Raw genomic sequence first — 19,045 nt, 5'->3', positions numbered from 1 at the left:
TAGCTTGGGCAAGCGGGGTGTACTTTGGTCCCTGTTGGAAAATGTCAAAAATTGCCGGGATGATCACGATACCCAAGGTACACCTGCGCCTGGGTGACTTGGATCCAGTAGATTTAGAAAACTTCCCACGTTATCTGAAACGTCTTCTTATAAGCGTTACGGCGACAATCCTTACCTCCTTCATTGGGATGATAGTCGTTGCCATTTTGCTGAAGTTTAGGTAGCTCGAACGGACCTTGCGCGAGGCCCGATGTAGGGGCATCTATAGTTGCGGCCGAAGTAGGGGCGGGCGCAAGGGTGGGGACGACAGTCGGTGCTACGACTGGCGAATACATTGGAGAGAAAGTTTACGAGGTTACACAACCATGCCGAGCATCGACTCTTGGTCTCCCTGGATTGCGATCATTTTTATGGGTGCCCAATTCTTCTATCCGGTGTAGGCCTTGAAGAACAGCCGCTGTATTCATAAATGCGCAGATAGCCCAGGAAAGCGTGGCGTGATTGGGTTCCTGGTGCCAGGAAGGGCGGATTAAGGACTCCGTCCAACCCATACGCCGATCACGCGGTAGCCGCAGATTAGCCCGCATAAATAACTGCCTGATCAGCCGTCTCTCGTTTTTCGTATACACCCGGTCTATCTTCTCCACGTCCCAAATACCGCCAACCACACTTTCTGCCGCCCCCACCCGCATGCTTAAGCCTTCCCACTCCAAAAAGGCCCATAAAAGCGCACAAACACAGGCTCTGCCCAAGCCTGGCGCGTACCGCAAACTCTGCTGAGCCCAGCCACCAAAACGGTGGTTTGTATTGAGTGCAGGTCGTTTTAGACGGCATATGCTGATTTCACAGTGTTGTAATGAAGCTGTGCTGCAACGAGGCCAACGCGCCGCCAGGGCAGCGAACGCTTGCCACACTCAACGAACTTCAGGACCGCACTCCATGAGCTTTCTTCGTCCCAAATTCATTACGTTCGACTGCTACGGTACGCTGACCAACTTCCATATGGGCACCATGACCCGCGAGCTGTTCGCAGACCGCATCAGCGCTGAGCAGATGGACCAGTTCGTCAAAGACTTCTCGGCCTATCGCCTTGATCAGGTCATGGGTGACTGGCGCCCCTACGATGAAATTCTCAAGACTGCCCTGGCGCGTACGTGCAAGCGTTGGGGCATCGACTATCGCGAAGAAGGCCAGCTGTATTACGACGCCGTGCCGACGTGGGGCCCGCATGCAGATGTGCCGGCTGGCCTGTCGAAAATCGCCGACAAGATTCCGCTGGTGATTTTCTCGAATGCCAGCGACAGCCAAATCATGTCCAACGTCGACAAACTCGGCGCGCCGTTCCACAAAGTGTTCACCGCCGAGCAGGCACAGGCCTACAAGCCGCGTTTGGCAGCCTTTGAATTTATGCTCGACAACCTTGGCTGCGGTCCGGAAGACATCTTGCATGTGTCTTCGAGCTTCCGTTATGACCTGATGTCGGCGCATGACATGAAAATCAAGCACAAGGCTTTTGTTGCCCGTGGCCATGAAGTGCCGGCGAATGCGTTTTACGGTTATCAGCAGATCACCGACATCGGTGGGCTGCCGGCATTGGTCGGTCTGTAACTGCGCACCTTGAGGGCATTACATGGGCAGTGAATCCTATTGGCTCGACACCGCACCGGCGTTTACCGGTGCGCAACTGGGCGGCTTGCCCAAGCAGGTCGACGTGGCGGTGGTTGGCGGTGGGTTCACCGGCCTTGCGGCGGCGCGCGCGCTGGCGCTTAAAGGCGCCAGCGTGGTGGTGCTGGATGCCGGGCGGGTGATCGGCGAAGCCTCGGGGCGCAACGGTGGGCAGTGCAACACCGGGGTGGCTCAGGACTACGCCGGGTTGCACGCAAGCCTCGGTGCCGACAAGGCACGCGCCTATTACCAGGCCTACGAACGTGCGGTGCACAGCGTGGTTTCGCTGGTCGAGCAGGAAGGGATCGCCTGCGACCTGGTGCGCAACGGCAAGCTCAAGTTGGCTGCCAAGCCCCTGCATTACGAGGGCCTGGCGCGCACCTGCGAGCTGATTCGCCAAGAGGTCGACGCCGATGTGGAACTGCTCAGCGCCGAGCAAACCCGCGCCGAGGTCAACTCGACGCAGTTTCATGGCGGGTTGCTGCAACGCAACGGGGTGCAGATGCACGTTGGCCGCTTTGGTGTCGGCTTGGCCGAGGCGGCAGCGCGGCGCGGCGCGATGATCTACGAGCACACCCAGGTCGACAACTGGAAGGCTCAGGCCGGCGGCTATCAGGTCAACACCGCCAAGGGCTCGCTGCACGCCGGGCAAGTGCTGCTGGCCACGGGTGCTTGCCAACATGGCGACCTCGCGTGGTACCGCCGACGGATCGTGCCGGTGGGCAGTTTTGTGATTGCCACCGAGGTGTTGCCGCAGGCGTTGATCGACCAATTGCTGCCCCGGCACCGGGCCTATGTGACCAGCCGCATGATCGGCAACTACTTTCGCCTGACCCCGGACAACCGCCTGCTGTTCGGCGGGCGTGCGCGGTTTGCGATGTCCAACAGCGTCTCCGATGCCAAGAGCGGCAAGGTGCTGCACGCGGCGATGCTGAACATGTTCCCGCCGTTGGCGCAGGTGAAAATCGACTACTGCTGGGGCGGCCTGGTCGACATGACCTCTGACCGCCTGCCCCGCGCGGGCCAGCAAGGCGGCGTGTTTCATTCCATGGGCTACAGCGGCCATGGCGTGCAAATGTCGGTGCACATGGGCCAGGTGATGGCCGAGGTGATGGCCGGGAATGCGGCTGCCAACCCTTGGCGTGAACTCGAATGGCCGGCGATTCCAGGGCACTTCGGCAAACCCTGGTTCCTGCCGTTCGTGGGCGCCTACTACCGCTTTCAGGATTATTTGCACTGAGTTGGCCGATGTTGCGTCACCGTCGTTTGCGTTTCCAGGACGCTCCGGACATCCGTGAGCACTCGATTCTTCCGATTATCGACAGGTAGCCTTGATATGACTGACAACAAAACCCCACCCGAGCTGATCTCCGGCCAGGAAAGCCTGCGGGTGTTTGAAAGCCTCAACCGTGGCATGTCGCGCCGCCACGCCCTGCAAATGCTCGGGGTTGCCGGCGTCGCCGCTGCCGGAGCCGGCAGCCTGTTTGGCGCCGCTGGCAAGGTGTTCGCCGATGACGCAGGCGTTGCGGGTAAAGGCAAACCCGGTGGCAAAATTCGTGTCGCCGGTATGTCCAGTTCCACCGCCGACACCCTTGACCCGGCCAAGGGTGCGCTGTCCACCGACTACGTACGCCACTACATGTTTTATAACGGCCTGACCCGTTTCGATAAGCACCTGGTGCCGCAGTTGGAGCTGGCCGAGCGCATCGAGAATACCGACGCAACCCTGTGGACCATCACCCTGCGTAAAGACGTGACCTTCCACAACGGCAAGAGCCTGAGCGCCGCCGACGTGGTGTTCTCCCTTAACCGGCATAAAGACCCACTCACTGGCTCCAAGGTGATGCCGCTGATGGAGCAGTTCGCCGAGATCAAAGCCAGCGGGCCGAACGAGGTGCAGATTCGCCTCAGCGGGCCGAACGCCGAGCTGCCGTCGATTCTTGCGGTATCGCACTTGCTGATCGTGCCCGAGGGCACCAGCGACTTTAGCAAAGGCATTGGCACCGGGCCGTTCACGGTGGGCGAGTTCAAGCCGGGCGTGCGCTCGATTGCCGTGCGCAATAAAAGTTACTGGAAACCGGGCCTGCCGTACCTCGACGAAATCGAGTTCATTGCGATTGCCGACGAGCCGTCGCGGGTCAACGCGCTGTTGTCGGGCGACGTGCACATGATCAACGAGGTCAACCCGCGTTCGACCACGCGTATCGCGGCGAGCAGCAAACACCGGGTCGTCGATGCACCGTCGGGCAACTACACTGACTTGATCATTCGCCAGGACCAGTTGCCCGGCAAGAACCCCGACTTCACCCAGGCCATGAAACTGCTGCTCGACCGTGAACAGGTCAAGTCTGCGGTGTTCCGTGGGTTTGCCGTGGTCGGCAACGATCACCCGATTGCGCCGGGTTCGCGCTACTTCAATACCGACCTGCCGCAGACCGTGTACGACCCGGAAAAAGCCAGGTTCCTGCTGAAAAAAGCCGGCATGGAAAGCATCACCATGCCGATCATGGCATCGCCCGCTGCTACCGGTTCGGTAGACATCGCCGTGCTCTTGCAGCAATCGGCCAAACAGGCCGGGCTCAAGCTCGATGTGAACCGCCTGCCCAGCGACGGCTACTGGTCGAACCACTGGATGAAGCACCCGCTGAGCTTCGGCAACATCAACCCACGGCCAAATGCCGACGTGATGTTTTCGCAGTTCTTCCAGTCCAAGGCGCCGTGGAACGAGTCGGGTTGGCAGAACGATCAGTTCGACCAATTGCTGATGCTCGCGCGTGCCGAAACCGATGACGCCAAGCGCGCCAAAATGTACGGCGACATGCAGACGCTGGTGCACGACCACTGCGGCATCGGCGTGCCGGTGTTTATCAGCAACATCGACGGCGTCGACCAGCGCGTCAAAGGCTATGACACCAACCCGTTGGGCGGTTTTATGGGCTACATGTTCGCCGAGCAGGTGTGGTTGGACGCTTAAGGAGGGCAGTGCGATGAACAGCAATACACTGTGGTTGATCTGCCGACGCTTCGGCGCCGGGGTCGTGACATTGTTGATCGTGTCGATGGTCGTGTTTGCGATCACGGCGGTACTGCCGGGGGACGCTGCGCAACAATCCCTTGGCCAGTTCGCGACCCCTGAACAAGTGGCGGCACTGCGCCTGAAACTGGGGTTGGACCAACCCGGTGTGTTGCGGTATTTGCATTGGTTGATGAGCCTGCTCACCGGCGACATGGGCCTGTCGGTGTCCAACGCCATGCCGGTCGGTGAATTGATGGCCGGCCGGGTGCCCAATACGCTGATGCTGGCGGGCGCCACGGCGCTGGTGTCGGTGCCGGTGGCGCTGTTACTCGGCATCGGCTCGGCGATGGGCCGGGGCGGGCGCATCGACAGCTGCTTGAGCTTCGTCACGCTGGCCATGGTCGCCGTGCCGGAGTTTCTGGTGGCGACCCTGGCGGTGCTGATTTTTGCGGTCAACCTCGGTTGGTTGTCGGCCCTCTCGTACGCCAGCGACATCAGCTCACCGCTGCAATTCATGCGCACGTATGCGTTGCCGGTGATGACGCTGTGCTGCGTGATCGTCGCGCAAATGGCGCGCATGACCCGCGCCGCCGTGATCGACCAACTCGACAGCGCCTACGTCGAAATGGCCCGCCTCAAAGGCGTCAGCCCTATCCGCATTGTGCTGCGCCACGCCTTGCCCAATGCGATCGGGCCGATTGCCAACGCCATTGCCCTGAGCCTCTCGTACCTGTTGGGCGGGGTGGTGATTGTCGAGACCATCTTCAACTACCCCGGCATTGCCAGCTTGATGGTCGATGCCGTGACCAACCGCGACATGGCGCTGGTGCAAGCGTGCACCATGCTGTTCTGCGCGGCCTACCTGGGCTTGGTGCTGCTTGCCGACCTGTGTGCAATTCTGTCCAACCCGAGGCTGAGAAACCAATGAATCCGCTCATTGCAAAGTCAAAGCCCGTGTCTTCCGCGCTGGCACTTGCCAAGGCGTCCAGCGGCCCGTCGTGGCTCGGCCTGGTGGGCGGCGTGGTCTGTGTAGCGTGGTTGCTGGTGGCGCTGTTCGGCCCTTGGCTGGCACCGCACCCGGTGGGTGAGGTGGTGTCGGATAACATCTTCGAAGGCTTCAGCCTCACGCACCCCTTCGGCACCGATTACCTCGGCCGCGACATGCTCAGCCGGGTGCTGGTCGGCGCGCGGTTCACCGTTGGGCTGGCGCTGGTGGCGGCGTTGCTGGCCAGCGCGCTGGGCACCGGTTGCGCCCTGTTGTCGGTGGTCTCGCCCAAGTGGCTGGACGAAATCATCAGCCGCATCATGGACGCGTTCATTTCGATCCCGAGCAAAATGCTCGCACTGATCATGGTCTCGGCATTCGGCTCGTCAGTCACGCTGCTGATCTGCACGGCGGTGATCAGTTATATCCCGGGCGCGTTCCGCGTCGCGCGCAGCATGGCGGTCAACATCGAGGCGCTGGAATACGTGCAGGTGGCGCGTACGCGTGGCGAGCGCCGGTTGTACGTGGCCTGCATGGAAATTTTGCCGAACATGCTCAACCCGGTACTCACCGACCTCGGCCTGCGCTTCGGCTACATCGTATTGCTGCTCAGCGGCATGAGTTTTCTCGGGCTTGGCGTACAACCGCCAGACGCCGACCTCGGCTCGCTGGTGCGCGAAAACATCGGCGGGCTCAACCAGGGCGCGCTGGCCATTATCATTCCGGCGCTGGCCATCGGCACGCTGACCATCAGCGTGAATCTGCTGATCGACCATCTGTCATCCCGACGTAGTCGACGTATGGGAGGCCATTGAAATGACTGAGTTGATTTGCGTCAAAGACCTGCGCGTGGTCGCCGGTGGCGAGCGCGGCGAGGTGGAAATCGTCAAAGGCGTGAGTTTCGCGCTGAAAAAAGGTGAAGTGCTGGCGCTGATCGGTGAGTCTGGCTCCGGCAAGACCACCATCGCCTTGGCGCTGCTCGGCTACGCGCGGCGCGGTTGTCGCCTGTCCGGCGGGGTGGTGCAAGTCGGCGAGCACGACATGCTCGCGTTGAGCGAAAAGCACCTGCAAGGACTGCGCGGCAACCGTGTGTCGTACATCGCGCAAAGCGCGGCGGCGGCGTTCAACCCGGCGAAAAGACTCATCGACCAAGTGGTAGAGGGCGCACTGATCCATGGCCTGGGCAGCCGCGCTGACCTGCACGCCAAAGCCATCGGACTGTTCCGCGACCTGGCGCTGCCAGACCCGGAGCGCATTGGCCAACGCTACCCGCACCAGGTGTCCGGCGGGCAACTGCAACGGGTGATGGCCGCCATGGCGCTGATCAGCGACCCGCTGCTGGTGGTGCTCGACGAGCCGACCACGGCGCTCGATGTGACCACCCAAATCGACGTGTTGCGTGCTTTCAAGCGAGTAGTGCGCGAGCGCGGCACCACGGCGGTGTACGTGTCGCACGACCTGGCGGTGGTGGCGCAGATGGCCGACCAGATCGTGGTGCTCAACGGCGGGCAAATCCTCGAACAAAGCGCCACCGCGCCGCTGCTCAAGGCCCCGAGCCATGCATACACGCGCAGCCTGCTGGCCGCCGCGCGCCCCGACACCAACATTCGGCCGCCGTGCGGCGTTGCCGAAGAAGTGCCGTTGCTGACCATCAGCAACCTCACAGCCGGCTACGGCAACAAAAACCTGCAAGGCATGCCGTCGATTCGTGTACTCGAAGACATCGACCTCAACGTACGACGCGGCCAGGCCATCGGCGTGATCGGCGAGTCGGGCTCCGGCAAATCCACCTTGGCGCGTGTGGTGGCGGGGCTGCTGACCCCGGCCCTCGGTAAGCTGACGTTCGACGGCCAGCCGTTGGGCGGCAGTTTGTCCGAACGCACCCCCGAGCAGTTCCGACGCATTCAAATGGTCTTTCAGAACGCCGACACGGCGCTCAACCCCATGCACAGTGTGGCGACCATCCTCAGTCGGCCGTTGAAGATGTATTTCAGCCTCAAAGGCGCCGCGCTGCAAACCCGCGTCGGCGAATTGCTCGACCTGGTGCGCCTGCCGCGTGACCTGGCTCAACGCCGCCCGAACGAGTTGTCCGGCGGGCAAAAGCAGCGGGTCAACCTGGCCCGCGCGCTGGCCGCCAAACCCGACCTGATCCTGTGCGATGAAGTGACCTCGGCGCTGGACACCGTGGTGGGCGCGGCGATCCTCGAACTGCTGCGCGATCTGCGCCAGCAGTTAGGCGTGTCCTACCTGTTTATCAGCCACGATATTTCCACTGTGCGCGCGCTGTGCGACGACATTGTGGTGATGTACAGCGGCCACAAAGTACAGGCCGGCAGCCGCCAGTCGTTTGCCGTGCCGCCGTTTCATCCCTACACCGACCTGTTGATTCACTCGGTGCCGGAGTTGCGCCAAGGCTGGCTGGAAACCTGCAGCGCCAGCGCTGGCGCGTTGCCGCCGATTGGCCCGCGCGCCAATGTGCCGGAACTCTGCACCTTCCTCAACCGCTGCCCGGTGCGGGTCGACGGCCTGTGCAACCGCACCGCGCCGAATCGGCGGACGCTGGCCAACGGCGGTGAAATTCTCTGTCACCACGACACTGCCCAGTTGCTCAACACGCAGCAGGGCCTGACCACCATGACGTTGGGAGCGTATGCATGAAAGGGCGTTTTGTGAGGCTGGCCGAACAGGGCCGGCCGACGGTCAGCCTGACCGTGGACGGTGCAGCCATCGAAGCCCTGCAGGGCGACACCCTGATGGTCGCCTTGCTGACCCACGGTAACGCCTTGCGCCAGTCGGAATTCGACAGCGGGCGCCGCGCCGGTTTCTGCCTGATGGGCGCCTGCCAGGATTGCTGGGTGTGGACCCGCAGCGGCGAACGCCTGCGCGCTTGCTCCAACGAGGTCCGCGAGGGCCTGGATATTGTCACCACACAACCGGAGGCAACATGGCCACTGCACGGGTAGTCATTGTGGGTGCCGGACCCGCCGGGGTTCGCTGCGCCGAAACCCTGGTAAACGCCGGTATCACGCCGATTTTGATCGATGAAAATCGCCGTGACGGCGGGCAAATCTATCGCCGCCAGCCGCATGGGTTTACCCGCGACTACGCCACCCTGTACGGCAGCGAAGCGGCCAAGGCTGAGCACCTGCACCAGACGTTTGATCGCCTGCGCAGCGTGATCGATTACCGCCCCGACACCTTGGTGTGGAACCTCACGCCGGGGCAATTGTGTTGTGCGAGCCAGGGCCGGCACAGCACCGTGGATTACGACGCGCTGATTCTGTGCACCGGCGCCACTGACCGCTTGATGCCCATCGAAGGCTGGCAATTGGCGGGCACCTACAGCCTCGGCGGGGCGCAGATCGCCTTGAAAAACCAGGCCGTGTCGATCGGCCATCGCGTGGTCTTCATGGGCAGCGGGCCGTTGCTTTACCTGGTTGCCAGCCAATACGTCAAAGCCGGCGCCGAGGTGGCGGCGGTGCTCGACACGTCGCCCTTCAGCCTGCGCCTTAAAGCCTTGCCAAAACTGCTCGCACGCCCCGGCTTGCTGTTCACCGGCATCAAGCTGCTGGCGCAACTGTACCGCGCTAAAGTGGCGGTGCATCTGGGGGTCAAGCCATTGCAGATCATCGGGGATGCCGCCAGCGGCGTCGGCGGGGTGCGCTTTACGGCGGGCAACGGCCAGGCCGTGACGGTGCAGGCCGATGCCGTGGCGCTCGGTTATCACTTGCGCCCGGAAACCCAATTGGGCGATTTGGCGGGCTGCAAGATGGCGTTTGACGAACCGTCCAGCCAATGGTGGCTGGCCACCGACGCCGCCGGGCGCACGTCGGTAGACGGCGTGTACGCCGCCGGTGACGGCTCGAAAATTCGCGGTGCCGACGCCGCCGAGCATGCCGGGCGCCTGGTCGCGCTGACCTTGCTTGAAGATTTAAAGCAGCCTTTTGATACCGCGCTGCGTGACGCGCAACAGCAGGCGCTGGCGGCCATGGATCAATTTCGCCTCGGCCTGGCACAGGCATTCCCATGGCCCAGCGAACAGGCCAGGGCGCTACCGGACAGTGCCATCGTGTGCCGTTGCGAGATGATCAGTGCCGGCGAATTACGCAACACGGTGAATCAGAAGGGCGCCTGCGAGGTCAACCGCGCCAAGGCGTTCAGCCGGGTCGGCATGGGCCGCTGCCAGGGCCGCTATTGCTCGCAGGCGGGCGCCGAGGTGATTGCCGCCGAGGCGCGCGTGCCGGTGCAGGAGGTCGGCCGCCAGCGTGGCCAAGCGCCGGTCAAACCGTTGTCGATGCTCACCGAGGAGGTCGCGCCATGAGTGTGCAAAAAGCTGACGTGGTAATTGTCGGCGGCGGCCTGATGGGCTCGGCAACCGCGTTTTTCCTGCGTCTTCGCGGCATCGGTGATCTTGCTGGAGCGCGACCAGATCGGCCAATACGCCAGCGGTGTGAATTTCGGCAACGTGCGGCGGCAAGGCCGCTTCCTCGGCCAATTGGCCCTGGCCAACCGTTCCTGGGCCTTGTGGAAACGCCTGCCGGAATTAATCGGCGATGACCTTGAGTTCATTCCCAGCGGGCATATGCGCGTGTGTTATCGCGAAGATGAAATCGCCGAACTGGAGGCCTACGCCGCCGCGCCGGAAGCCGCGCAACTGGACCTTAAAATTTATCGCGGCGCCGAGTTGCGTCAACGCTTCGGCTTCCTTGGCCCGGACGTCAAGGGCGGCTCCTACGCGCCCCACGACGGCCACGCCAACCCGCGCCTCGCAGCACCTGCGTTTGCGCGCGCGGCGGTGCGCTTGGGTGCGCAGATTGAAGAGCGTACCGAAGTCGCCGAGGTGCACAAGGTGGGCGCTGACTTTCATGTCAGCACCACCGACGGCCGCCAGTTCCAGGCCGCGCAACTGTTGATCACCGCCGGGGCCTGGGGCCAGAAACTCTCGGCGCAGTTCGGCGAACCGGTGCCGCTGGACACCCACGGCCCGCAAATGGCGGTGACCGAGCCGGTGCCCTACGCGCTGCCGACGGTGATCGGCGTGTACACCAAAATTCCTGAAGAGGTGATTTACTTCCGGCAGATCCCACGCGGCAATATCGTGATTGGCGGCGGTTACCGCAGCAAACCGGACATGCTCAACCGTCGCGCTCAGGTCGAGCCGCGCAGCATCCTCAACCAGATCAACCAGATGCGCCGCCTGCTGCCGGGCGTCGGTAACCTGAGCATCATCCGCGTGTGGAGCGGCATCGAAGGCTACCTGCCGGACTCGCTGCCGGTGATGGGGCGCAGTGGCAGCGTCGACGGTTTGTTCTACGCTTTTGGTTTTTGCGGGCATGGTTTTCAGCTCGGCCCAGGCGTTGGCGATGTCATGGCGGAGCTGCTCAGCACCGGCAGTACCAGCACGCCGATTGAGCCGTTTTCCATCACCCGCTTTGCCCTCCCTGCCATCCAACGGAGCCAGGCCTCATGAAACCTCGCGTTCTCGAGATTCTCAAACAGCTGATGGCCTTCGATACAGTGTCGTCAGTGTCGAACATGGCCCTGATCGACTACGTGCGCGACCTGCTGCTGACCAAGGGCATCGAGTCGCTGATCGTCAAGGACGAAAGCGGCAAGAAGGCTAATCTGTTTGCCAGCACCGGCCCCAAGCACCAGCCCGGCGTGTTGCTCTCCGGGCACACCGATGTGGTGCCGGCGGCGGGGCAGGCGTGGACCTTTCCGGCGTTCGCCGCCACGGTGCAGGACGGGCGTATTTATGGGCGCGGCAGTTGCGACATGAAGGGCTTTATTGCCCTGGCCATCGACGCGATGCTCGACGCGGCTGATCAAACCCTGAACCGCCCGCTGCAGTTGGCCCTGTCGCACGACGAGGAGATCGGCTGTGTTGGCGTGCGGCGCTTGCTCGACGTGTTGCACCTGGCGCCGGTTCGCCCGTTTTTGTGCCTGGTCGGCGAACCGACCAACATGCAGTTTGTACTCGGCCACAAGGGCAAGGGTTCATACCGCACCCATTGCCGTGGCCTGGAGGCGCATTCGTCGCTGGCCCCGCGTTCGGTGAATGCGATCCACGTGGCCTGCGACTTTATCGCCGCGCTGCGCGAAAGCCAGCAGCAACTGCAACGCCACGGCGCTCAGGACACGGACTACGATGTGCCCTACAGCACCGTGCACGTCGGGCAGATTAGCGGCGGCAAGGCGCTGAATATTGTGCCCAATCTGTGCACCCTGGATTTTGAAGTGCGCAACCTGCCGGCCGACGACCTGGAGCAGTTCCTGGAACAAATGCGCGAGCGCGCCGAAGTGATCGTGCGTGAGGCGCAGAAGTTGTCCAGCGTGGCGGCCATCGAGATCGAAACCATCAACGTTTACCCAGGGCTCGACACCCACCCAAGCGTTGAGGCGGTGCGCTTTTTGAAGCAATTCGCGGCGCCGGGCACCGGCACTGCAAAGGTCTCGTTCGGCACCGAAGGCGGCCTGTTCAAGCAGCGTCTGGATGTGCCGGTGGTGGTCTGCGGGCCGGGTTCCATCGAGCAGGCGCACAAGCCCGACGAGTTTGTCGAGATCAGCCAGATGGAGGCGGGCGAGCGCTTTTTGCAAGGCATGCTGGGTTCGCTGACGGCCTAGCAGAGCCTGCCGTCCTCGCGTGATTTTCAGCACGGCACGCTGCTTCAAACGCGCTTTCGGCATCCTCGTTTGCGCGACCTGCCTAGACTTGAGCGTGTCTCGGACCAGGACTCGACCATGCTCAAGAATCGCTTGCAAGACCCCAGCCTGTTGGCTGAACTCGGCTATGTGGATGGCCAGTGGCGCGCTGCCGACAGCGGCTCCACGCTGGCCATCCACGACCCCGCCACCGGCCAGTTGTTGGCACAGGTTCCGGCCATGCACGCGGTGGACACCCGCCGCGCCATCGAAGCCGCCGAGCGCGCCTGGCCTGCCTGGCGCGCACGCCCGGCAGCGGAGCGCGCAGCGCTGCTTGAACGTTGGCACCAGGCGATGATCGATAACCTTGATGACCTGGCGCTGATCATGACCTGCGAACAGGGCAAGCCGCTCAACGAAGCCAAGGGCGAAATTCGCTACGGTGCCGGCTTCGTCAAATGGTTCGCCGAGGAAGCCCGCCGCGTCTACGGTGAAACCATGCCGGCGCCGAGCGGCGACCGTCGCTTGCTGACGCTCAAGCAACCGGTGGGGGTGTGCGCCGCGATCACCCCGTGGAACTTCCCCAACGCAATGATCACGCGTAAATGCGCGCCCGCGCTGGCCGCCGGTTGCCCGATTATCGTCAAGCCGTCCGACCTCACGCCACTGTCGGCCTTGGCTCTGGCGGTGCTGGCCGAGCGTGTCGGTATCCCTGCCGGGGTGTTCAATGTCATCACCGGGCTGCCCGCCGGTATCGGCGAAGAGCTGGCCGGCAACCCGGCGGTGCGCAAAATTTCCTTCACCGGTTCCACCGCCGTCGGCCGCCTGTTGATGCGCCAAAGCGCCGAGCACATCAAGCGCCTGAGCCTGGAACTGGGCGGCAATGCCCCGTTTATCGTGTTTGACGACGCCGACCTCGAACAGGCCGTGGCGGGCGTGATGCTGAGCAAGTTTCGCAACGCCGGGCAAACCTGCGTGTGCGCCAACCGCATCTTGGTGCAGGACGGTATCTACGCGCGTTTCGCCGCGCGGCTGGTCGAGGAGGTGGGCAAGCTCAAGGTCGGCAATGGCCTGGAAGACGGCGTGACTATTGGCCCACTGATCAACCCTGCGGCGGTGAACAAGGTGGCGCGGCATATCGACGACGCCTTGAGCCAAGGCGCACAGTTGTTGTGCGGCGCGATCCCCACGGGCGACAGCCAGTTCGTGCAGCCCACGGTGCTCGGCGACACCCACGCCGGCATGTTGCTCGCCAACGAAGAAACCTTCGGCCCGGTGGCGCCGTTGATGCGCTTTACCGATGAAGCCCAGGCGCTGGCCCTGGCCAATGCCACGCCGTACGGCTTGGGCGCCTACTATTTCACTCAGGACTTGCAGCGCTCGTGGCGTTTTGGCGAGGCGCTGGAGTTCGGCATGGTCGGGCTCAACACCGGGATTATCTCGATGGAAGTCGCGCCGTTTGGCGGCATCAAGCAGTCGGGTCTGGGGCGCGAAGGCAGCAAGTACGGGCTGGACGAGTACCTTGAAGTCAAAGCCTTCCATATCGGCGGGTTGAACTGACAGTTAATGAGGTGTGAGGCATGAGCAAGGCATACAGAATCGCCGCGATTGCCGGTGATGGCATTGGCAAGGAAGTGTTGCCCGAAGGGCTGCGCGTACTGCAGCAGGCGGCGAAGATTTGGCACCTCAACCTGAGCATTGAAGTGCTGGATTGGGCGCACTGCGATTACTACCTGGAACACGGGCAGATGATGCCCGAGGACTGGTTCGAGCAGCTCAAGGGCTTTGACGCCATCTACTTCGGCGCGGTCGGCTGGCCGGACAAAGTCCCGGACCACATTTCCCTGTGGGGCTCGTTGCTCAAGTTTCGTCGCGACTTCGACCAGTACGTGAACATCCGCCCGGTGCGGCTGTTCCCCGGCGTGCCGTGCCCGCTGGCCGGGCGTGAGCCTGGCGATATTGATTTTGTGGTGATCCGCGAGAATACCGAAGGTGAGTATTCGTCGGTGGGTGGCAAGATGTTTGAAGGCACCGAGCATGAATTTGTGCTGCAAGAATCGGTGTTCACCCGGCGCGGTGTGGACCGCATTCTCAAGTTTGCATTTGAGCTGGCGCAGACGCGTCCGCGCAAGCGCCTGACGGCGGCGACCAAGTCCAACGGCATTTCCATCAGCATGCCGTACTGGGATGAGCGCACCGCGCTGATGGCGGCCAATTACCCCGAGGTGACGTGGGACAAGCAGCACATTGATATTCTGTGCGCGCGGTTCGTGTTGCAGCCGGACCGGTTTGATGTGGTGGTGGCGTCGAATCTGTTTGGCGATATTTTGTCGGACCTGGGGCCGGCGTGTGCGGGCACGATCGGGATCGCGCCGTCCGCTAACCTGGACCCGCAGCGGCGCTTCCCTTCGTTGTTTGAGCCGGTGCATGGCTCGGCGCCGGATATTGCCGGGCAGAATATCGCCAATCCGATTGCGATGATTTGGTCGGGCGCGCTGATGTTGGATTTTCTCGGCAATGGAGATGAACGTTATCGCGCCGCGCATGACGGGATTTTGCGGGCGATCGAGACGGTGATTGCCGAAGGGCCGATCACGCAGGATTTGGGCGGGCAGGGCTCGACACAGGACGTAGGCCTGGCGATTGCCGAGAGGCTCGAGCTCTAAAGCGGGCAGGATGGGAGCCAGGGAATGTGTTGACTGACACACCGCCATCGCGAGCAAGCCCGCTCCCACAGTTGGGTCTGTGTGTATCAGTCAGGTATCAAGCATTTTTGGATTTTTGCGGCAGGCTCGATCAAGCCAGTGGCGTGATGCGCTGTCAAAAAATGTGGGAGCGGGCTTGCTCGCGATAGCGGTGGCTCAGCCAATGAATGTGTTGATTGACACATCGCCATCGCGAGCAAGCCCGCAGTCGGGTGTGTCCCACAGTTGGGTGTGTGTGCATCCGTTCGGCGATGACAGGAAAGCGGGCTAATAGCCTAACCGCCGATCTATCTCACCGACCATCGGCTCGCCCCGCTCAAACCGGCGAATATTCTCCAGCAACACCACAAAGGCGCTCTGCGGTTGAGTCATTGCCGCAATGTGCGGCGTCAGCATAATCTGCGGATGGTCCCAAAACGGATGATCAGCCCGCGCCGGCTCCTCTTGCAGCACATCCAGCACCGCGCCGCTCAGTTGCCCGCTGCCCAGCGCGTCGAGCAAATCTTCCTCCACCAGATGCCCGCCACGGCCCATATTGATCAACGCCGCGCCGCGTGGAAGTTGCGCAAATAACCGTCGATTCAGAATCCCGTGGGTCTGCTCCGTCAGCGGCAGCACGCACAACAGAATGTCGCACTGGCTGAGAAACGCCGGCAACTGCTGCTCGCCCGCGTAACAGTCCACGCCCGGCACCTGATGAGCGCTGCGCGCCCAACCCGACAAGGCGAACCCCAGCGGCGCCAATGTCGCAAGTATCTGTTGGGCCTGAGTCCCCAGGCCCATCACGCCTACGCGCCGGTTCACCGCAGGCTGCAACAAATGCGCCTGCCAGCAGCGCGCTATTTGCTGCTGGCGGTAGCACAACATGTCCCGGTGCAGGCTGAGCACCGCCCAACTCGCGTATTCGCACATGCCCCGGGTGATGCCTGGGTCAAGCAGGCGCACCACCGGTAGCTCGGGCGGCAAGCGTTGAAGGTCCAGTTGGTCGACGCCTGCCGACAAGGCAAACAACACTTTCAGATTGGGCAGCAGCTGCGCCACATCCTCCGGTGCCTGCCAGGCGGCCAGGTAGTGAATGTCTTGCGGGTTGCCGATGTCTGGCCAGGCGCGCCAAGCGATGTCGGGTGCGTATTCGGCGAACAGTGCTTGCCAGTGTTGGCCGCGCACCGGGTCAGCTTTGTAGAGCAAGGCCATGGGCATTTCCTGCGCAAGAGAGGTCACCCACATCATCGCTCAAGGCAGGCGCAGGATCTGTTGAAAGGCGGGGGCAAAACAGTTGATCCGAATTTCTCACGGGGCAAGTTCGGCGTAGTTGGTTTTCCACACACCGTAATCTGAATCACATCGCAACCACCTTCCGGTTGCCGGACTCACGATGGGAAAAACCATGAATAGCAAAGTCGATGAAACCCCTCATTTGCTGCGTCAGCGCGACCAATTCGTGCCCCGTGGCCTGGTCACTGCTCACCCCTTGGTGATTGATCGCGCCCAAGGCACCGAGTTGTGGGATGTAGACGGCAAGCGCTACCTGGATTTTGTCGGCGGTATCGGCGTGCTGAACGTTGGCCACAACCACGCGAAAGTGGTCGCGGCGGTGCAGGCTCAACTGCACAAGGTGTCCCACGCGTGCTTTCAAGTGGTTGCGTATCAGCCTTATCTGGACCTGGCCCAGCGCCTGTGCGAGCTGATCGGCGGTAAGGAGGCCTACAAAGCTGCGTTTTTTACCTCTGGCGCCGAAGCGGTGGAAAACGCAGTCAAGATTGCGCGTGCGCACACCAACCGGTCGGCGGTGATTGCCTTTCGCGGCGGTTTTCACGGTCGCACGTTGCTCGGCACCACCCTCACTGGCATGAGCCAGCCGTACAAACAGAACTTCGGGCCGTTTGCGCCAGAGGTGTTCCATACGCCGTATCCGAATGCCTATCGCGGTTTCACCAGCGACATGGCGCTGAAGGCGCTGGACGAATTGCTTGCCACGCAGGTGGCACCAGAGCGGGTCGCGGCGATCCTGATTGAACCGGTACAGGGCGACGGTGGCTTCCTCGCGGCGCCGGTAGAGTTTCTCAAGGGCCTGCGCGCGCTGACTGAAAAACACGGCATCGTGCTGATTCTGGATGAAATTCAGACCGGTTTCGGGCGTACCGGCAAGTGGTTCGGCTTCCAGCACGCCGGCATCCAGCCAGACCTGGTGACGGTCGCCAAGAGCCTGGCCGGCGGCTTGCCGTTGTCTGGCGTGGTCGGTAAAGCTGCGGTTATGGACGCGCCGTTGCCCGGTGGCCTGGGCGGCACGTATGGCGGTAACGCGTTGTCCTGCGCAGCGGCGCTGGCGGTGATCAATGCTTTTGAGGAAGAACACCTGCTGGCGCGCGGTGAAATCCTGGGCGCGCGCTTGCGTCAAGGCTTGCTGCGCTTGCAACAGCGTCACCCGCAAATAGGTGATGTGCGCGGCACCGGGTTCATGCTCGCCATCGAGCTGATCAAAAACGACGAGGCCCGCACGCCAGACGCAGAGCTTAATCAGCGGCTGATTGATGAAGCGCGCAAGGGCGGTTTGTTAGTGATCAAGTGCGGTGTGTACCGCAACGTGCTGCGCTTTCTCGCGCCGCTGGTGACCACCGAAGCGCAAATCGACGAAGCCCTGCAGATACTTGAGGGTGCCTTGGCACGCGTCTTGAACTGAGCCAAGGCTGACTGACTTCCGGCGCCGCTTGTGAGCTGTTATGGAGCATGGGGTGAATGCAATGCATCATTGGAGGATCGACCCACCATGGGGCTGACAGAATATCGAGCGTTGCTGATTGACTGCGATGAAGTGCTGGTGGATCGCGATTCAGGTGTATGGGCAGCCTTGCAACCGTTGCTCGACAGCCGTGGCGGGCAGGTACAAAAGCAGGCGGTGCTGGCCGAATATAATGCGGTGGTCGCGGCACTCTACCCACGTTTCGCCGAGCTGGGTTTCAGCGGTGTGCTGTGTTTTGCGCATCGCCAACTCGCGCAGAGCTGGGGCTTGCAGGCCAGTTGGGAGGAGGGCATGAGCTTTGCGCGATCAGCCGGCAACTGGTCGCTGTTCGAGGATGCTCCGGGGGCTATGCTTTACTTGCGAAAGTTCTACCGATTGTGGGTGCGCGGCGACCGTGATGCCGAAGACCGCGCCGCGTTGTGCGAGCGCCTGGGCATTGCACTTGAGGATTTTATCTCGCTGGCCGAGGACCCGGGCTGGCTTAACCAGCCGGCGCTGGAAGGGCAACCGATGCTGCACGTGACGCGAGCATCCGTCGCCGCGACGGCGGGCCTGGACCGCTGTTTGATTGGCCGTCAGCGCAGCCGGCAACCCACGCCGTGTGCGGCGCACTACTGCATCAACAGCATGGCGGACCTGGTTGCGCAGCATCAGCTGTCTTTACGGCGCTGATTTTGCTAGAAGATTGTCTTACGAACGGCAGTCATGAGGTACGCAATGGAAGGGCTAGTGAAACTGGACCGGATTGATATCAGCATCCTGGTCGAGCTGCAAAAAGACGGCCGCATGACCAATGTCAGCCTCGCCGACGCTGTTGGCTTATCGGCCAGCCCCTGCCTGCAACGCGTCAAGCGGTTAGAGTCGGCCGGGTATATTTCCAGCTACAAGGCGCACTTGAACCTGGCAAAAATTACCGACTCGGTGACGGTGTTTACCGAGATCACCCTCAGTGACCACAAGCGCGAAGACTTTGCCAAATTCGAGTCCAACATTCGCTTGGTCGATGAGGTGCTTGAATGTCATCTGATCAGCGGTGGCTACGACTACCTTGTGCGTTTCATGACCCGCAGTATTCAACATTATCAGGAAGTGGTTGAAAGCCTGCTGGACAAGAATATCGGGATTTCCAAGTACTTCAGCTACATCGTGATCAAGTCACCGGTGCTCAAGGATGGCGTGCCCCTGCGCAAGCTGTTGCGGCACTGAGGCTGCTGATGTAGCGAGTCACTTTTGATAGATCAAAGGCGGCTTTTGCATACACAGCAGATCTGCTTTTTTGCTTTCTGTGGGAG

General features: G+C 62.0%; 15 protein-coding genes and 2 pseudogenes. 16 read left to right on the top strand and 1 reads right to left on the bottom strand.

The features are described from left to right. The 13 genes and pseudogenes from F0169_RS27550 to F0169_RS17110 all read left to right on the top strand — a co-directional run. Positions 1-224: pseudogene (locus F0169_RS27550) on the top strand (hypothetical protein); the annotation flags it as partial. 715 nt (positions 225-939) lie between these two features. After that, the gene (locus F0169_RS17165) at positions 940-1,608 is read left to right on the top strand and encodes a haloacid dehalogenase type II (RefSeq protein WP_152747157.1); all 669 of its coding nucleotides are present in this window, start codon (positions 940-942) and stop codon (positions 1,606-1,608) included. 22 nt (positions 1,609-1,630) lie between these two features. Further along, on the top strand, positions 1,631-2,905 hold the full coding sequence (locus F0169_RS17160; protein WP_122251479.1) for an NAD(P)/FAD-dependent oxidoreductase: 1,275 nt from the start codon (positions 1,631-1,633) through the stop codon (positions 2,903-2,905). A gap of 96 nt (positions 2,906-3,001) precedes the next feature. Beyond that, positions 3,002-4,639, top strand: coding sequence for an ABC transporter substrate-binding protein (locus F0169_RS17155; RefSeq protein WP_152747156.1), 1,638 nt, complete (start codon positions 3,002-3,004; stop codon positions 4,637-4,639). Positions 4,640-4,652: 13 nt separating this feature from the next. Then, entirely contained in the window at positions 4,653-5,609 is a 957-nt protein-coding gene (locus F0169_RS17150; protein ID WP_152747155.1) for an ABC transporter permease, read from the top strand. Further along, on the top strand, positions 5,606-6,481 hold the full coding sequence (locus tag F0169_RS17145) for an ABC transporter permease (protein ID WP_058414714.1): 876 nt from the start codon (positions 5,606-5,608) through the stop codon (positions 6,479-6,481). Before F0169_RS17150 ends, F0169_RS17145 begins: the two co-directional genes overlap by 4 nt. Before the next feature lies 1 nt (position 6,482). Then, positions 6,483-8,324 (top strand): ABC transporter ATP-binding protein, encoded by a 1,842-nt coding sequence (locus F0169_RS17140; protein ID WP_152747154.1) that lies wholly within the window; start codon positions 6,483-6,485, stop codon positions 8,322-8,324. Then, on the top strand, positions 8,321-8,629 hold the full coding sequence (locus F0169_RS17135) for a (2Fe-2S)-binding protein (protein ID WP_058414716.1): 309 nt from the start codon (positions 8,321-8,323) through the stop codon (positions 8,627-8,629). Before F0169_RS17140 ends, F0169_RS17135 begins: the two co-directional genes overlap by 4 nt. After that, positions 8,611-9,987: an FAD/NAD(P)-dependent oxidoreductase gene (locus F0169_RS17130; RefSeq protein WP_152747153.1), complete on the top strand. Its 1,377-nt coding sequence runs from the start codon at positions 8,611-8,613 to the stop codon at positions 9,985-9,987. The genes F0169_RS17135 and F0169_RS17130 overlap by 19 nt, the downstream gene beginning before the upstream one ends. Continuing rightward, a pseudogene (locus F0169_RS17125) lies at positions 9,984-11,136 on the top strand (NAD(P)/FAD-dependent oxidoreductase). The gene F0169_RS17130 and the pseudogene F0169_RS17125 overlap by 4 nt, the downstream one beginning before the upstream one ends. Next, positions 11,133-12,290 (top strand): acetylornithine deacetylase, encoded by a 1,158-nt coding sequence (argE, locus tag F0169_RS17120; protein ID WP_152747152.1) that lies wholly within the window; start codon positions 11,133-11,135, stop codon positions 12,288-12,290. Before F0169_RS17125 ends, argE begins: the two are co-directional and overlap by 4 nt. Positions 12,291-12,407: 117 nt before the next feature. After that, positions 12,408-13,868 carry an NAD-dependent succinate-semialdehyde dehydrogenase gene (locus F0169_RS17115; RefSeq protein WP_152747151.1) on the top strand — a complete coding sequence of 487 codons (1,461 nt, stop codon included), beginning with the start codon at positions 12,408-12,410 and terminating at the stop codon, positions 13,866-13,868. Positions 13,869-13,888: 20 nt separating this feature from the next. Further along, on the top strand, positions 13,889-14,974 hold the full coding sequence (locus tag F0169_RS17110) for a tartrate dehydrogenase (protein ID WP_152747150.1): 1,086 nt from the start codon (positions 13,889-13,891) through the stop codon (positions 14,972-14,974). A gap of 306 nt (positions 14,975-15,280) precedes the next feature. Here the strand turns inward: F0169_RS17110 and F0169_RS17105 are convergent, their stop codons facing one another. Beyond that, positions 15,281-16,207 carry a 2-hydroxyacid dehydrogenase gene (locus F0169_RS17105; RefSeq protein ID WP_152747149.1) on the bottom strand — a complete coding sequence of 309 codons (927 nt, stop codon included), beginning with the start codon at positions 16,205-16,207 and terminating at the stop codon, positions 15,281-15,283. A gap of 193 nt (positions 16,208-16,400) precedes the next feature. Here F0169_RS17105 and gabT point away from each other — a divergent pair, with 193 nt between their 5' ends. From gabT to F0169_RS17090, 3 genes are all read left to right on the top strand, one after another. After that, a complete protein-coding gene (gabT, locus tag F0169_RS17100) occupies positions 16,401-17,693 on the top strand; it encodes a 4-aminobutyrate--2-oxoglutarate transaminase (RefSeq protein WP_152747148.1) in 1,293 nt (430 codons plus the stop codon). 87 nt (positions 17,694-17,780) lie between these two features. Next, positions 17,781-18,425 carry an HAD family hydrolase gene (locus F0169_RS17095; protein ID WP_058412838.1) on the top strand — a complete coding sequence of 215 codons (645 nt, stop codon included), beginning with the start codon at positions 17,781-17,783 and terminating at the stop codon, positions 18,423-18,425. A gap of 45 nt (positions 18,426-18,470) precedes the next feature. Beyond that, positions 18,471-18,959 (top strand): Lrp/AsnC family transcriptional regulator, encoded by a 489-nt coding sequence (locus F0169_RS17090; RefSeq protein ID WP_003174918.1) that lies wholly within the window; start codon positions 18,471-18,473, stop codon positions 18,957-18,959. Positions 18,960-19,045: the final 86 nt, after the last annotated feature.

Origin of the sequence: Pseudomonas kitaguniensis (assembly GCF_009296165.1) — a bacterium.
GTDB classification, from domain to species: Bacteria; Pseudomonadota; Gammaproteobacteria; order Pseudomonadales; family Pseudomonadaceae; genus Aquipseudomonas; species Aquipseudomonas kitaguniensis.
This window is presented reverse-complemented; position numbering and strand designations above follow the sequence as displayed.

Coding starts and splice junctions, on each gene's coding strand:
- F0169_RS17165 (WP_152747157.1), top strand. CDS start 940: ATGAGCTTTCTTCGTCCCAAATTCATTACGTTCGACTGCTACGGTACG.
- F0169_RS17160 (WP_122251479.1), top strand. CDS start 1,631: ATGGGCAGTGAATCCTATTGGCTCGACACCGCACCGGCGTTTACCGGT.
- F0169_RS17155 (WP_152747156.1), top strand. CDS start 3,002: ATGACTGACAACAAAACCCCACCCGAGCTGATCTCCGGCCAGGAAAGC.
- F0169_RS17150 (WP_152747155.1), top strand. CDS start 4,653: ATGAACAGCAATACACTGTGGTTGATCTGCCGACGCTTCGGCGCCGGG.
- F0169_RS17145 (WP_058414714.1), top strand. CDS start 5,606: ATGAATCCGCTCATTGCAAAGTCAAAGCCCGTGTCTTCCGCGCTGGCA.
- F0169_RS17140 (WP_152747154.1), top strand. CDS start 6,483: ATGACTGAGTTGATTTGCGTCAAAGACCTGCGCGTGGTCGCCGGTGGC.
- F0169_RS17135 (WP_058414716.1), top strand. CDS start 8,321: ATGAAAGGGCGTTTTGTGAGGCTGGCCGAACAGGGCCGGCCGACGGTC.
- F0169_RS17130 (WP_152747153.1), top strand. CDS start 8,611: ATGGCCACTGCACGGGTAGTCATTGTGGGTGCCGGACCCGCCGGGGTT.
- argE (WP_152747152.1), top strand. CDS start 11,133: ATGAAACCTCGCGTTCTCGAGATTCTCAAACAGCTGATGGCCTTCGAT.
- F0169_RS17115 (WP_152747151.1), top strand. CDS start 12,408: ATGCTCAAGAATCGCTTGCAAGACCCCAGCCTGTTGGCTGAACTCGGC.
- F0169_RS17110 (WP_152747150.1), top strand. CDS start 13,889: ATGAGCAAGGCATACAGAATCGCCGCGATTGCCGGTGATGGCATTGGC.
- F0169_RS17105 (WP_152747149.1), bottom strand. CDS start 16,207: ATGGCCTTGCTCTACAAAGCTGACCCGGTGCGCGGCCAACACTGGCAA.
- gabT (WP_152747148.1), top strand. CDS start 16,401: ATGAATAGCAAAGTCGATGAAACCCCTCATTTGCTGCGTCAGCGCGAC.
- F0169_RS17095 (WP_058412838.1), top strand. CDS start 17,781: ATGGGGCTGACAGAATATCGAGCGTTGCTGATTGACTGCGATGAAGTG.
- F0169_RS17090 (WP_003174918.1), top strand. CDS start 18,471: ATGGAAGGGCTAGTGAAACTGGACCGGATTGATATCAGCATCCTGGTC.